The sequence below is a fragment of the Pseudomonas sp. GB2N2 genome (assembly GCF_054897705.1).
Window position 1 is genome coordinate 5747562 of the sequence record NZ_CM142701.1, and the last position, 14296, is coordinate 5761857.

17 protein-coding genes are annotated in these 14296 nt (G+C 56.9%); 7 read left to right on the forward strand and 10 right to left on the reverse strand.

What is annotated here, in order from left to right:
• The first annotated feature begins 73 nt into the window (after positions 1–73).
• The 3 genes from ACYZT4_RS26700 (at position 74) to grxD (ending at position 3043) form a co-directional block, all read left to right on the forward strand.
• Positions 74–364, forward strand: coding sequence for a hypothetical protein (locus tag ACYZT4_RS26700; protein WP_461984059.1), 291 nt, complete (start codon positions 74–76; stop codon positions 362–364).
• Positions 365–498: 134 nt separating this feature from the next.
• Positions 499–2604 carry a molybdopterin oxidoreductase family protein gene (locus ACYZT4_RS26705; protein ID WP_461984061.1) on the forward strand — a complete coding sequence of 702 codons (2106 nt, stop codon included), beginning with the start codon at positions 499–501 and terminating at the stop codon, positions 2602–2604.
• A 97-nt stretch (positions 2605–2701) separates the two neighbouring features.
• On the forward strand, positions 2702–3043 hold the full coding sequence (grxD, locus tag ACYZT4_RS26710) for a Grx4 family monothiol glutaredoxin (protein WP_461984063.1): 342 nt from the start codon (positions 2702–2704) through the stop codon (positions 3041–3043).
• Positions 3044–3222: 179 nt separating this feature from the next.
• On the opposite strand, the gene bfr is transcribed toward grxD, so the two are convergent.
• Positions 3223–3696, reverse strand: a complete 474-nt coding sequence (bfr, locus tag ACYZT4_RS26715; protein ID WP_017340571.1) for a bacterioferritin — start codon at positions 3694–3696, stop codon at positions 3223–3225.
• Between the two features lie 200 nt (positions 3697–3896).
• A complete protein-coding gene (locus ACYZT4_RS26720) occupies positions 3897–4115 on the reverse strand; it encodes a bacterioferritin-associated ferredoxin (RefSeq protein WP_461984065.1) in 219 nt (72 codons plus the stop codon).
• A gap of 315 nt (positions 4116–4430) precedes the next feature.
• On the opposite strand from ACYZT4_RS26720, the gene ACYZT4_RS26725 reads away from it, so the two are divergent.
• Positions 4431–5033, forward strand: coding sequence for a peroxiredoxin C (locus ACYZT4_RS26725; protein WP_461984067.1), 603 nt, complete (start codon positions 4431–4433; stop codon positions 5031–5033).
• A 76-nt stretch (positions 5034–5109) separates the two neighbouring features.
• Here ACYZT4_RS26725 and rnt read toward each other — a convergent pair whose 3' ends face one another.
• Entirely contained in the window at positions 5110–5787 is a 678-nt protein-coding gene (gene rnt / locus ACYZT4_RS26730) for a ribonuclease T (protein ID WP_162439412.1), read from the reverse strand.
• On the reverse strand, positions 5784–6830 hold the full coding sequence (gene pyrC / locus ACYZT4_RS26735) for a dihydroorotase (RefSeq protein WP_461984069.1): 1047 nt from the start codon (positions 6828–6830) through the stop codon (positions 5784–5786). The genes rnt and pyrC overlap by 4 nt, the downstream gene beginning before the upstream one ends.
• Before the next feature lie 157 nt (positions 6831–6987).
• On the opposite strand from pyrC, the gene ACYZT4_RS26740 reads away from it, so the two are divergent.
• Entirely contained in the window at positions 6988–7896 is a 909-nt protein-coding gene (locus ACYZT4_RS26740) for a flagellar protein MotY (protein WP_461984070.1), read from the forward strand.
• Positions 7897–8025: 129 nt separating this feature from the next.
• The gene (locus ACYZT4_RS26745; RefSeq protein ID WP_088422930.1) at positions 8026–9243 is read left to right on the forward strand and encodes an argininosuccinate synthase; all 1218 of its coding nucleotides are present in this window, start codon (positions 8026–8028) and stop codon (positions 9241–9243) included.
• 144 nt (positions 9244–9387) lie between these two features.
• Here the strand turns inward: ACYZT4_RS26745 and ACYZT4_RS26750 are convergent, their stop codons facing one another.
• Positions 9388–10008, reverse strand: a complete 621-nt coding sequence (locus ACYZT4_RS26750) for a hypothetical protein (protein ID WP_461984071.1) — start codon at positions 10006–10008, stop codon at positions 9388–9390.
• 486 nt (positions 10009–10494) lie between these two features.
• On the opposite strand from ACYZT4_RS26750, the gene ACYZT4_RS26755 reads away from it, so the two are divergent.
• The gene (locus ACYZT4_RS26755; RefSeq protein WP_084322710.1) at positions 10495–11121 is read left to right on the forward strand and encodes a response regulator transcription factor; all 627 of its coding nucleotides are present in this window, start codon (positions 10495–10497) and stop codon (positions 11119–11121) included.
• Positions 11122–11211: 90 nt separating this feature from the next.
• Here ACYZT4_RS26755 and ACYZT4_RS26760 read toward each other — a convergent pair whose 3' ends face one another.
• The 5 genes from ACYZT4_RS26760 to ACYZT4_RS26780 form a co-directional block, all read right to left on the reverse strand.
• A complete protein-coding gene (locus ACYZT4_RS26760; protein WP_461984073.1) occupies positions 11212–11391 on the reverse strand; it encodes a PA3496 family putative envelope integrity protein in 180 nt (59 codons plus the stop codon).
• Positions 11392–11498: 107 nt separating this feature from the next.
• Positions 11499–12137, reverse strand: coding sequence for an endonuclease III (gene nth, locus ACYZT4_RS26765; protein ID WP_461984074.1), 639 nt, complete (start codon positions 12135–12137; stop codon positions 11499–11501).
• A 25-nt stretch (positions 12138–12162) separates the two neighbouring features.
• Complete coding sequence (locus ACYZT4_RS26770; RefSeq protein WP_461984075.1) at positions 12163–12672, reverse strand: Rnf-Nqr domain containing protein; 510 nt, start codon at positions 12670–12672, stop codon at positions 12163–12165.
• Positions 12665–13273: an RnfABCDGE type electron transport complex subunit G gene (locus ACYZT4_RS26775; RefSeq protein WP_461984077.1), complete on the reverse strand. Its 609-nt coding sequence runs from the start codon at positions 13271–13273 to the stop codon at positions 12665–12667. Before ACYZT4_RS26775 ends, ACYZT4_RS26770 begins: the two co-directional genes overlap by 8 nt.
• A complete protein-coding gene (locus ACYZT4_RS26780; protein WP_461984079.1) occupies positions 13270–14259 on the reverse strand; it encodes an RnfABCDGE type electron transport complex subunit D in 990 nt (329 codons plus the stop codon). Before ACYZT4_RS26780 ends, ACYZT4_RS26775 begins: the two co-directional genes overlap by 4 nt.
• Between the last annotated feature and the right edge of the window lie 37 nt (positions 14260–14296).

The window sequence follows — 14296 nt, forward strand, 5'->3', positions numbered from 1 at the left end:
CTCGTCGGAAACATTTGCTAATGCAAGGTGCTGGGTTATAACTAACGCACGAACGACGAGGAAGCCATTCGGAATGGAATCGAAAGAACAGCAACTCATGGAATTGCTCGGCCTCACGGCCCGCTCACTGACGCATCTCACCGCTTCCATGACCTCGATGTCCTTCGAGCTTCTGCGCAGCAACGACGAAGTGACCAAGGCTGCCGGCCGGCGGATGATCGATCGCATGGCCACGATCAGTGCAGGTCTCGACGAGCACTGGCGAATCATTGGCGAACTCACGGGGGTGCATGTCGGCCACGAAGAAATCGAAACCATTCAGGAAATCCAGTTGAGGGCGCCGCCGAGGCTGCCTTCCAGGTGATTGCTTGCAGCCATCGGCGGGCCTGATGGCCTCCGATTCACAAGACGAACGTCGCTGGCGCAGCGGCAGGGTACGGGCCATAGTTTTGCTCCCACGGGCCTTTTTACCCGCCCAGAACAAAACAGAGACTGGCCATGACCAAGACTCTCCATCACCGTGCCTGCCACCTGTGTGAAGCCATCTGCGGCTTGACCATCGAGACCACCGAGAGCGATGGCAATCTGCAGATCACCTCGATCAAGGGCGATGCCCAGGACACTTTCAGTCGTGGGCACATCTGTCCCAAGGCTGTGGCCCTGCAAGATATCCAGAACGATCCGGACCGTCTGCGCCAGCCGATGCTGCGCGTTGGCAGCGATTGGCAGCCCATCGCGTGGGAAGACGCGTTCCACCTTGTCGCTGAACGCCTGGCCGACATTCAGGCGCGTCACGGGCAGAACGCGGTGGCGGTCTATCAGGGCAACCCCAGCGTGCACAACTACGGGCTGATGACCCACAGCAATTACTTTCTCGGCCTGTTGAAGACCCGTAACCGGTTTTCCGCGACTTCGGTCGATCAGTTGCCCCATCACCTGACCAGCTATTTGATGTACGGCCACGGCTTGCTGTTGCCGATCCCGGACATCGATCACACCGATTTCATGCTGATCCTGGGCGGCAATCCGCTGGCCTCCAACGGCAGCATCATGACTGTGCCGGATGTGGAAAAGCGCCTGAAGGCGATCCAGTCCCGCGGCGGCAAAGTAGTGGTGGTCGACCCGCGCCGCAGCGAGACGGCGGCGATTGCCGACCAGCATGTGTTCGTGCGTCCGGGGGGCGATGCGGCACTGTTGTTCGGGCTGCTCAATACCTTGTTCGCTGAAGGCCTGACCAGTGACAGTCATCTGTCGGTGGACGGTCTGGAGGACGTGCGCGCGGCGGTCGCTGGTTTTACCGCCGACGCCATGAGCCCGTTGTGCGCAGTGCCGGCCGAGCAGATTCGCCAATTGGCGCGGGACTTCGCAGCGGCACCGACCGCGGTCTGTTATGGCCGCATGGGCGTCTCGACCCAGGCGTTCGGTACGTTGTGCCATTGGTTGGTGCAACTGATCAATCTGGTCACTGGTAACCTCGATCGCAAGGGCGGCGCGTTGTGCACTGAGCCCGCGGTGGACCTCGTGGCGTCCACCTCGGGCGGGCACTTCAACCTGTGGCAGAGTCGCGTGTCCGGGCGTCCGGAATACGCCGGCGAGTTGCCCGTGTCGGTGCTGGCTGAGGAAATGCTCACCGAAGGGCAAGGGCAGGTCCGCGCGCTGATCACCGTGGCCGGCAACCCGGTGCTGTCGACGCCCAATGGGCGGCAGCTTGAACAAGCGCTCGACGGCCTGGAATTCATGGTCAGTGTCGACCTGTATATCAATGAAACCACGCGTTATGCCGACTTGATTCTGCCATCGACCTCGGCGCTGGAAAACGATCATTACGACACCACGTTCAACATGTTTGCGGTGCGCAACGTCACTCGGTTCAACCGCGCGATCCTCGCCAAACCGGAAGGCGCGTTGCACGACTGGGAGATTTTTGTCGGGCTGGCCAAAGCCTTCGCCGAGAAAACCGGCAAGGAGCTGAAGCCGACGATTCCTCCTGCGCAGATGATCGATCGCGGTTTGCAAATGGGGCTTTATGGCGATGCTTCAGAGCACAAGCTGTCGCTGGCAACGTTGTTCGATCATCCGCATGGCGTCGATCTTGGTGCGCTGAAACCCAACCTGGCACCACGCCTGAAGACCGCTAATCAGCACGTCCAGGCAGCACCCGCGGCGATCCTTGCCGACCTGGCGCGCTTTGCCGCGTTGCAAGCGCCGGCGGCCGACGAGTTGCTGATGGTTGGCCGTCGTCACGTACGCAGCAATAACTCCTGGATGCACAACTATCACCGGCTGGTGAAGGGCAAGCCGCGTCATCAATTGCTCATGCATCCGGAGGATCTGGCCAGTCGCGGGCTCAGCGACGGGCAGCGGGTGAAGGTGAGTTCCCGGGTCGGCATGATCGAAGTGGAAGTGCTGGGCAGCGAGGACATGATGAAAGGCGTGGTCAGCCTGCCCCACGGTTGGGGCCATGCGCGGCCCGGCGTGCAGATGACGATTGCGAGTGGCCAGCCGGGTTCCAGCGCCAATGACCTGACCGATGAGTGTCAGCTCGACGAGTTGTCCGGCAATGCTGCGTTGAATGGCGTGCCAGTCACGGTGGCGGCTGCTTGATCGAGTCTGTCGGGGAGACCGAGCATGGCGCTCGGGTTTCCGTTACAATGCGCCACCGTGCCGACCCTTGAGTCGGAAAGTTCAGCCGAGGTGCTACATGGATATCATCGAAACGATTAAAGAGCAGATTGCTAGCAACACCATTCTGCTTTACATGAAAGGTTCGCCGAATGCCCCCCAGTGTGGCTTCTCCGCGAAAGCCGCGCAGGCCGTGATGGCATGTGGCGAAAAGTTTGCGTACGTGGACATCTTGCAGAACCCGGAAATCCGCGCCAACCTGCCAAAGTACGCCAACTGGCCAACGTTCCCGCAACTGTGGGTCGGTGGTGAGCTGGTCGGCGGTAGTGACATCATGACCGAGATGGCTGCAGACGGTTCGCTGCAAAGCACCATCAAATCGGCTGTTGAAGTGGCTGCTGCGACCAAGACCGAAGCCTGATCCCGTTTGTAGGGGCCGGCTTGCCGGCGATCGCATCGCCGCGGTTTATTTGAATCACCGCGTTATCGTTGATCGTTGGAATCCCGCCCGCAGCAAGCAGGCTCCAGCAGGCATAAAATAGCCCCGCCTCTTAAAAGAGAGCGGGGCTTTTTATTGGCTCGGGTTCAGCGAGCGCTCACTTACTCTTCGCCCATCTGCGATTGCAGATAGTTCTCGAGACCCACTTTATCGATCAGGCCCAGCTGGGTTTCCAGCCAATCGATATGTTCTTCTTCGGATTCAAGAATATCTTCGAGCAGTTCACGGCTGCCAAAGTCGCCAACCGTTTCGCAGTGCGCGATCGCGACTTTCAGGTCCGCGTGGCCAGTGCGTTCGATGCGCAGGTCGCACTCAAGCATTTCCTGGGTGTGCTCGCCGATCTGCAGCTTGCCCAAGTCCTGCACGTTTGGCAGGCCTTCCAGGAACAGGATGCGCTTGATCAGCTTGTCCGCGTGTTTCATCTCGTCGATGGACTCGTGGTATTCGTGCTTGCCGAGCTTGTTCAGACCCCAATCTTCATACATGCGCGCATGCAGAAAATACTGATTGATCGCGACCAGCTCATTGGCAAGGATCTTGTTGAGATGCTGGATGACTGTAATGTCGCCTTTCATGATGGGGTCCTGCCCTGTATTAGCTGTCTGTAAACGCAGAGTCTGAGCCGCGTTATTCAGAGTGTCAAACCTAAGTTATTGAAACTTAAGTGAAAATTAATCGGAATAAGAATGTTTGTGTTCCGCGTCTCGACTGTAAGCGATTGATTTGCGGGCATAAAAAAACCGGACATGAAGTCCGGTTCTTTGGAATGGGGTACTCACGCCGCAGTAAATTCTACCGGGAAAGGAATCGCCGCCTGGGCGGTTTGCAATTTGGTCAAGGTTTCACGTACCACTTCCTTGGCAAGGCAGGCGCATTTACCGCATTGGTTGGCTACACCGGTAGCTTGACGAACTTCTTTATAACTGCAGCAACCTTCATAGATTGCATCGCGGATTTGACCGTCGGTGACGCCAGTGCAGAGGCAGACATACATAAGTGAGAACCGTCGCTGGTTGTGACTCAATTGCGATGGATCTTAATGTTAACGAGAATGATTGTCAAAGTGGTTTCTGAAAGCTTTGCGTTATAAACGAACGCGCCTGACGAACGGTTTCCTGCAGGCAATTTGCCGGTCGCTGGGGCTCGGCGATTTTATCGCTGCCCGCGAAAAAACCGTTGAGGACAGGTCAAAAACGCAGTGTATGATGGCCGGTCCTTATGAAGCGGGCGTGTGTCACAGGGCTGTCGCTTGAGGGTGGCAGGCTGGCGCAAACCCGGAACTTCACGTTTTTACACCAGGAGATATTCAATGAGCGTACTCGTAGGCAAGCAAGCCCCTGACTTCACCGTACCGGCCGTACTCGGCAATGGCGAAATCGTCGACAGCTTCACCCTGTCGTCGGCCATCAAAGGCAAATACGGCCTGGTGTTCTTCTACCCACTGGACTTCACCTTCGTTTGCCCATCCGAGCTGATCGCTCTGGACAACCGCATGTCGGACTTCAAGTCGCGCAATGTTGAAGTGATCGCTGTTTCGATCGACTCGCATTTCACCCACAACGCCTGGCGCAACACGCCGGTCAACAATGGCGGTATCGGCGAAGTCCGTTACACCATGGCTGCCGACCTGAAGCACGAAATCGCCAAGGCCTACGACGTTGAATCCGAAGGCGGCGTGGCTTTCCGTGGCGCGTTCCTGATCGACGACAAAGGCGTTGTCCGTTCGCAGATCATCAACGACCTGCCGCTGGGCCGTAACATCGAAGAGCTGATCCGTCTGGTCGACGCTCTGCAATTCCACGAAGAGCACGGCGAAGTCTGCCCTGCCAACTGGAAAAAAGGCGACAAGGGCATGACCGCTTCGACCGAAGGCGTCGCGGCTTACCTGACCGAGAACGCTGCTGCCCTGTAAGGCACGTTCAAAGCATAAAAAAACCGGCCGATGAGGCCGGTTTTTTTATGGGCGGGATAAAACCCGACGACTGCTATCAATCGTTGAAATCTTCCCAGCCACCCATTTGTTTCCAGCGGTTGACGATGCCGCAGAACAGCTCGGCCGTCTTCTCGGTGTCGTAGCGAGCCGAGTGGGCCTCACGGCCGTCGAAGTCGATATCGGCTGCCTGACAGGCTTTCGCCAGCACGGTTTGACCGTAGGCGAGACCGGCCAGGGTGGCCGTGTCGAAGCTGGAGAACGGATGAAACGGATTGCGCTTCATGTCCAGCCGCGCCACCGCCGCATTCAGGAAGCCCAGGTCGAAGCTGCTGTTGTGCCCGACCAGAATCGCCCGTTTGCAGCCGTTGGCTTTCAACGCCTTGCGGATGCCACGGAAGATATCGGTCAGCGCCGCCTCTTCACTCACCGCCATGCGCAGCGGGTGATCGAGCTTGATACCGGTGAATTCCAGCGCAGCCGCTTCGATGTTCGCGCCTTCGAAAGGCTCTACACGGAAGAAGTACGTGTGATCGGGGTACACAAACCCTTTTTCGTCCATGCCGATGGTGGTCGCGGCAATTTCCAGCAAGGCGTCAGTGGCAGAGTTGAAACCGCCGGTTTCAACGTCGACAACGACTGGCAGGTATCCACGGAAGCGAGCGGCCATCGGGTGGCGCGAACCCCCTCCGCCGCCTTGACCGTCCTGTTCGTCGTCGAAATGGTCTTCACTCACGCGTTTTCCTCCAGCAGGCGCCAGCGCAGTTTTTCACCGGCGCGCAGCGGGATAACAGTCAGCTCGCCAAATGGCAGGCTGGTTGGGGCGGTCCATTCGTCGCGGACCAGGGTGATGCGATCGGTGTTCACCGGCAGACCGTAGAAACGCGGGCCGTTGAGGCTGGCGAAGGCTTCAAGCTTGTCCAGCGCGTTGCGTTGTTCGAAGGCTTCGGCGTACATCTCGATCGCCGCGTAAGCCGTGTAACACCCGGCACAGCCGCAAGCGGCTTCCTTGGCATGCTGGGCGTGAGGCGCCGAGTCGGTACCAAGGAAGAACTTTTCGCTGCCGCTGGTGGCGGCGTCGAGCAGGGCTTCCTGGTGCGTATTGCGCTTGAGAATAGGCAGGCAGTAGAAGTGCGGCCGAATCCCGCCAACCAGCATGTGGTTGCGGTTGTACAGCAGGTGATGCGCGGTGATGGTCGCGCCAACGTTGGCCGACGCCGCGTTGACGAACTGCACGGCGTCTGCGGTGGTGATGTGTTCGAACACCACTTTGAGCGTCGGGAAACGTTCCACCAAACGACGCATATGCTCATCGATGAAGATTTTTTCGCGGTCGAACACGTCGACATCGCCACGAGTGACTTCACCGTGGATCAACAAAGGCATCCCGACTTCAGCCATGGCTTCGATCGCCGGGAAAATCTTGTCGATGCTGGTGACGCCAGAATCCGAGTTGGTGGTGGCGCCGGCCGGGTACAGCTTGGCGGCGTGCACGAACCCGCTGGCCTTGGCCTCACGAATTTCTTCGGGCTGGGTGCGGTCGGTCAGGTAAAGGACCATCAACGGTTCGAAACGGCTGCCGGCCGGACGTGCAGCGAGAATCCGCTGGCGATAGCCGTCGGCTTCAGCGGCGTTACGCACCGGCGGTACCAGGTTGGGCATGATGATGGCGCGACCAAAGGTGCGCGCGACATCCGCAACGGTATTGGTCAACACGGCACCATCGCGAAGATGAATGTGCCAGTCGTCGGGACGCAGCAGGGTCAGGCGGTCGGACATGAGGGGATTCCAGGCGGGTCAAACTGAGGGGAATGCTACCGGAAAAGACTCTCTCAGGCACTCGCTATCAAGTTTTGCAGGAAGCTTCCGATATCCAACAGGTATGCCGTAAATATCTGTGTCGTTCTTTTTGTTGTAGAAGCCAGTGGAGCCTCCCGTGCGCCAGCGTTATTTAGCCTTGCTCAGCGTGTTTGTCAGCCTTCCCGCGATGGCGCTCACTTTCCAGACTCGTCTGGAAAGCATCGAGTGGACGGTCGAGGGGGACAAATTCGAGTGTCGCCTGACTCAACCGATCACCGATTTCGGTTCGGGTGAGTTCGTGCGCCGTGCCGGCGAGCAGGCGACATTCCGTCTGAAAGCCTACAACTCGATGGTCGGCGGTGGTTCGGCGACCTTGCTGGCGGCCGCTGCACCCTGGCAGCCCGGGCGTGGTGACATCAACCTCGGTTCTGTGCAAATCGGCAGCGGCAATGTGCTGTTCAACACTTCGCAGGTCCAGGCCGGACGATTGATCAGTGGTTTGATCGATGGACGCAGTCCAGTCATTCGGCATTATTCGGGCGATGGCCGAGTGTCGGAAGTGCGGCTATTGCCGGTCAAGTTCAGCAAGGCGTTCAACGATTATCAAAGCTGTGTGGCGAAACTGCTGCCGAAGAATTTCGAGCAGGTCAAACAGTCGCAGATCGGTTTCCCTGGCGAAGGCCTGGATCTCGACGCGCAGGCCAAGGCTCAGTTGCAGGTGATGCTGGAGTTCATGAAGGCCGATCCGACGGTCAATCACATCGAACTGGATGGCCACTCCGACAACAGCGGCAATCGCCTGGCCAACCGCGATCTGTCGAGACGCCGAGCGCTGGCGGTCATGGAGTTTTTCAAGGCCAACGGTATTCAGGAATCGCAGATTACCGTGCGCTTCCATGGCGAGCGTTATCCGTTGGCACCCAACACTAATGCCGCCAATCGGGCGAAGAATCGTAGGGTCAACGTGCACCTCGCCCGGGTGGCGCCGATCGAGTCGCCAGCGCCTCAGGCCACCGTATCGGCGAGCGCTGCAAAGACGTCCTGAGCGAGCCGTACTCGTCGCTCGCTCGACATAATCTGTCGCTTCGTCGTCATAAGCTGTCGCGCCACTGTAAATAATTCCGTATGAGCGTTAGACTTCCCGGCTTTCCGTAGAACCCCGTGGAGTGATGGCATGGCGGACGTAAACAAGGTCGTTCTGGCGTATTCCGGCGGCCTGGACACTTCGGTGATCCTCAAGTGGCTGCAGGATACTTATAACTGTGAAGTAGTGACCTTCACTGCTGACCTGGGTCAGGGCGAAGAGGTCGAGCCGGCCCGCGCCAAGGCTCAGGCCATGGGCGTGAAAGAAATCTACATCGACGATCTGCGCGAAGAATTCGTGCGTGATTTCGTGTTCCCGATGTTCCGCGCCAACACCGTTTACGAAGGCGAGTACCTGCTGGGTACTTCCATCGCTCGTCCGTTGATCGCCAAGCGCCTGATCGAAATCGCCAACGAAACCGGCGCTGACGCGATTTCCCACGGCGCCACCGGCAAAGGCAATGACCAGGTTCGTTTCGAACTGGGCGCCTACGCGCTGAAGCCAGGTGTGAAAGTCATCGCACCGTGGCGCGAATGGGACCTGCTGTCCCGTGAAAAGCTGATGGATTACGCTGAAAAGCACAATATCCCGATCGAGCGTCACGGCAAGAAAAAATCCCCTTACTCGATGGATGCCAACCTCCTGCACATCTCCTACGAAGGTGGCGTGCTGGAAGACACCTGGACCGAGCACGAAGAAGACATGTGGAAATGGACCGTCTCCCCGGAGAACGCTCCTGATAAAGCGCAGTACCTGGAACTGACCTACCGTAACGGCGACATCGTTGCACTGGACGGCGTCGAAATGACCCCGGCCACTGTGCTGGCGACCCTGAACCGTATCGGCGGGGAACACGGCATCGGCCGCCTCGACATCGTCGAGAACCGTTACGTGGGCATGAAGTCCCGTGGCTGCTACGAAACCCCGGGCGGCACCATCATGTTACGTGCTCACCGTGCGATCGAATCGATCACCCTTGACCGCGAAGTGGCTCACCTCAAAGACGAGCTGATGCCTAAATACGCCAGCCTGATCTACACCGGTTACTGGTGGAGTCCTGAGCGTCTGATGCTGCAACAGATGATCGATGCTTCCCAGGCACACGTGAACGGCGTTGTGCGCCTGAAGTTGTACAAAGGTAACGTGATCGTCACTGGCCGCAAGTCCGACGAATCGCTGTTCGATGCCAATATCGCGACGTTTGAAGAAGATGGTGGCGCTTACAACCAGGCCGACGCGGCGGGCTTCATCAAGCTGAACGCGTTGCGCATGCGTATCGCGGCGAACAAGGGTCGCAAGCTTTTCTGAAGTGTTTGACTCTGTCATGAAATTTGTGGCCTTGTTTTTGGCAAGGCCACAAATCTGGAAATAGGGGGTTTTCTTTCTGACATTGCGATTCATCTTTCTTGTTTTTTTGTAACGCCATTCCCGCCTGCTTCTCTCCGATTGATCCTAAAACGCTGCTGTCCGTGAAGCGTCAGGTTGGCGAGATGGATCAATGACTGTAACGTCATGTGAGCTCAAATTATAAGCAATGCAAAACGGCGAGCTGCTGCGCTTCTTTACGTGCCTGACGTGCCTGTAAAATTTGAGTGCGCTTTCCTTCAGTAAATTCTCGGATTCATCACTGGTGAGAAACACCACGACCCGCGCCGAGTCTCTCTTGGGTGGGTGAATCCTGTCCATAAGCTCTCGGAACTCGACTTTTCTGTTCGCACAGCGCGCATCAATGATGTGCAAGTCCCTCAGTCGCTCAGAGAAATTTTCCCTCGCGTCATTTTCACCAGGCGGACTTTGAGCAACGTCCGGACGCTCAGTATTATCCATGACTTTTATGAAATGCTTTCCCTTCTCGAAGTCGGACGGTGCATAGAGCGAGCGATAGTTGAAGTTGAGCGTGACGAAGAACAGAAGAAGCAAGTAAAAAGGAAAGCTGATCAAAAACCAGATATAGATCTCCCGGTCATCATTATCAAGAAAGGGCAGGGATACCGCTGCCGACGTTTCTGACAGTGTTGCGAATATCGCAATAACCGTCAGGGGGTTGCTGATTTTTCTTTTTGGTTTTTCCATATTTTTTACTCATATAAGTTAATCTTTTCTCTTTGGGTTAGTGGGTGGAAGTACGGTCGTGCGGTATTTATATTAGCGTTAGTTTTATAGTCGGCCTATCTATGTTTTTATTGCTTTTGTGATGTCGGGTTTTTTTTAAACTAAGCGTTTTGGTGCGTAATTCCGGAGTTGGCCTCGGGGGCGTGAGTTGCCATTTGTCGTGAAGGATAGCTCAACTGTCGAGTGCCGTCGGGCGACGGATAAATATTTATTATTTCGTATCTATTTTTGTAAATTGACGCACGAAATTGTTGGTGGGTGAAATAACATAACAGTAATAAAGTTTCCGGTGCCCGGGATTCTAAGATTTCCTGTAAGAATATTCCGTGTTTTCTGTAGGGAATGTCTCTCGGTGCAGGTGGCCGGGGGGGGCGGCATGCCATGGATGAAACGACTAGGCTATTGTGCGGGCTCTGAAAATTCGAACAGCGAAAATTGGACTTGCCCATGAATAAAGTGCTGATCGTGGATGATCACCCCGTCATTCGTCTTGCGGTACGTATGCTAATGGAGCGTCATGGCTACGAAGTCATTGCAGAAACAGATAATGGCGTGGATGCATTGCAACTGGCTCGTGAACATATGCCAGATATTGTCATCCTCGATATAGGTATACCAAAGCTGGATGGATTGGAGGTCATTGCGCGTCTGGTCTCGGCAGCAATGCCAATGAAAGTACTTATATTGACTTCCCAGGCGCCGGGTCATTTTTCGATGCGTTGCATGCAGTCTGGTGCTGCGGGATATGTTTGCAAACAACAGGACCTGACTGAGTTGCTCAGTGCAATAAAGGCTGTATTGTCAGGCTACAGTTATTTTCCCAATCAAGCCTTGCATACCGTGCGCTCCAGTCTGGGGAATGCCAGCGAAGCCGATATGGTAGACCGATTGTCCGGCCGGGAGATGATGGTCTTACAGCAGTTGGCGCGAGGCAAGACCAATAAGGAAATTGCTGACGGGATGTTCTTGAGCAATAAAACCGTCAGTACTTACAAGACTCGCCTGTTGCTGAAACTCAACGCACGATCGTTAGTGGACTTGATCGAGCTGGCTCAGCGCAATGGGCTGGTGTGACTGAACCAGCGTTCTATCGGGTTGGGTGAGGGAGCGTTTTCGAGGATTCACGCTCAAAAAAAAGCCTCCGTTCAGGGAGGCCTTCATGTGTCATAGGTCAAAATCGTAATCGGTCAATTGCTTTTGCAATCGACGCTCCTCCAGCAGGTTGTCGATGGTGCGGCGTTTGCTCAGGTTTGTCTTTGCCACTTCAACAACCGGTTCCGCATCCTCGGCTTCAACGGGTGTGAAGTCGTCTTCTACGTCCAATTGCTCTTTGCCGGTGCTCATAAGGTCAACTCCAGGCTAAGACTGCCTTTGGCGCCCCTTATAGCGACAATTTCTCTGCGGGTAAAAAAGATTTTTTCAATCGATAAATCAATAAAGTTAATAGTGGCTCAATCGTCGGAGGTCTTGTGCTTGTATTCGCACAGGTCTTCGACCCGGCAACTACCGCAGCGCGGCTTGCGGGCCAGGCAAACGTAGCGCCCGTGAAGAATCAGCCAGTGATGGGAATCAAGCAGGTATTCCTTGGGCACGAATTTCATCAGCTTGTTTTCGACCTCGACCACGTTTTTGCCCGGCGCAATTCCCGTTCGGTTACTCACTCGGAATATATGGGTGTCCACCGCCATGGTCAGTTGGCGGAAAGCCGTATTGAGCACCACGTTGGCGGTCTTGCGGCCAACGCCGGGCAGCGCTTCCAGCTCTTCGCGCGTCTGCGGTACTTCGCCGCCGTGGCGTTCCAGCAGCAAGCGGCAGGTCTCGATAACGTTCTTCGCCTTGCTGTTGAACAGGCCGATGGTCTTGATGTAATCCGATAACCCTTCCACACCCAGGGCATGGATGGCGGCGGGAGTGTTCGCGACCGGATAGAGCTTGGCAGTGGCCTTGTTGACCCCGACATCCGTCGATTGCGCTGAAAGAATTACCGAGATCAGCAATTCGAACGGCGTGGAATAGGCCAGTTCGGTCTTCGGTTCCGGGTTGTCTTCATGCAGCCTGCGGAAAATTTCCAGACGTTTTGCAGCATTCATGGGCAGTGCATTTCCTGGAAAGCGGTCAGTGTGAGGGGGGCGAGCGTGGCCAGGCTTGCCGCGTGGCGATCAGTAGCCCCAGCAAAATTAAACCACCGGGGGCCAGGGTTGCCAGGTGCAAGCCTGCACTGCCAATGAGTTCGCGCAGCAGGCCCAGACCCACCATCAGGAGGCCGAACAGACCGCACAGGCTCAGACGATCTCGCCATGCGCTCTGGAAAAAGCCCGTGTGCTCCAGAACGACGCATTGCAGGGCGATCAATGCGGTATAGATCCCTGCGTGCTGATGCCATTGAAGGGACCAGACTTGTGCCGCAATCTGCGCGCAACTGGTCAACGTGGCCGCGAGCAGAATACCGGCGATCAATCGGAACGTCGGGGTGAGCCTTCGTCGCAAGGCATTTATGCTGACGCCATAGATACTGATCACCACGATAAACATCAACCACAGGCCCAGTGCCGTCATCCAGGAGTCGGTTGCGCCAATCAGCGGCGCAAGCATCAGTGAGTTTTGCAGCGTCGATGGTTTATTCATGGCGGTTCCCCAGCAACTGCTGCCGATGATCATCGAAGTAGCGCAAGGCGTCGTGGATCGCGTTGATCACGGCTCTTGAGGTGATAGTCGCACCGGCAACCTGATCGAACTCGCCCTGATCCTTTTTCAGTGCCCAGCCACTGTCGGCCGGCTCGCTGCGTGACTTGCCCGTAAAGCCCTTGAGCCAGGCATTCGGCCAGTCGGCGATGCGTGCACCCAGCCCTGGCGTTTCCGATTGCCTGAGGGTCTTGACCCCGACCAACTTGCCATTGGCGCCGATTGCGATCAGCAAGTCGATGCTGCCCGCGTAACCCGGTACCTGGCTGCGCAGCAACACGATGCAGGGCTGGCCGGCCTTGGTCGCCAGATAGCCGCCCTGCACTGTGCTGTGGGTCAACACGGTATCGTCGAGGCGCAGCGGTTGCTCCAAAGGTTGATTGTCGTAACTGTCAGCGGGCAGCAAGTCCAGCAGATTACGGCTGTCGATCACACGCTGTTCGGCAGCAATGCGCGGCGCGCTGCTTCGTTGCGCAAGGTAAGTCGCGCCAATCCCCAGGCCTGCCATCAACAGCACCATCACAACGCTCGACGCTCGGTTCATGGCGCAATACGCTCCTGCCTCGAGGCGACAAACCGGTCCAGTGCCGGTACGCAAAGGTTCATAAGCAACACCGCAAACGCCACGCCGTCCGGATAACCGCCCCACGTGCGAATCAGGTAAGTCAGCAGCCCCACACCCACGCCGAACAGCAGTCGGGCTCCTGGGTTTTTGGCCCCGGACACCGGTTCGGTGACGATAAAGAATGCGCCGAGCATGCTTGCGCCCGTGAGCAGATGAAACAGCGGTGAGCCATGGGAGTCGGAGCCCGAGCCGTTCCAGCACAGCAGGCTGACGACGAACAGGCTGACGAGCATGCCAACCGGCGCATGCCAGCTGAACACCCGCCGTTGCAGCAGAAACACACCGCCCGCCAGAAAGGCCAGGTTGACCCATTCCACGCCGCGCGCGCCGAAGTGACCGAACGCCGGATTGCCGGCGAAGAGTTCGTCCATGGTCAGGCTTTTATTGATGCGCAAGCTGTCTAGCGCCGTGGCCTGGACCCAGGCATCCGGGGTCTGGCTGAGGCTGAAACCGAATACGTGCTGCAAACCGCCGAGCAGGTCCATGCCATGGGACGACGGCCACTGGGTCATCTGCTGAGGAAATGTCACCAGCACCAAAGCGAAACCGAGCATCGCCGGGTTGAACGGATTTTTTCCGAAGCCGCCATACAACTGTTTGCCCAGCAGCGCGAATGCCACGGCGCACACCGTCAGCCACCATGGGCAATAGGGCGGCAAGGCCAGGGTCAATAGCGTCGCACTGACCAGCGCGCTGCCGTCGCTCAAGGTCGTCAGCAGTTCACGTTGACGCAACTTCAACACGGCCGCCTCAACGGCCAGCGCGGTCATGGCTGCCAGAATCAAATTGATCAATACGCCCCAGCCATACAGCCAAAACAGCACCAGCATGCCCGGCAAAGTGGCCAGCAACACCAGCTTCATGGCTTGCTGAAGGCGTTCGTCGACGGATTCAAGGGGTGACATGGGCGTCCACCAGCGGCTGAAGCACTTGCTCTGCAGC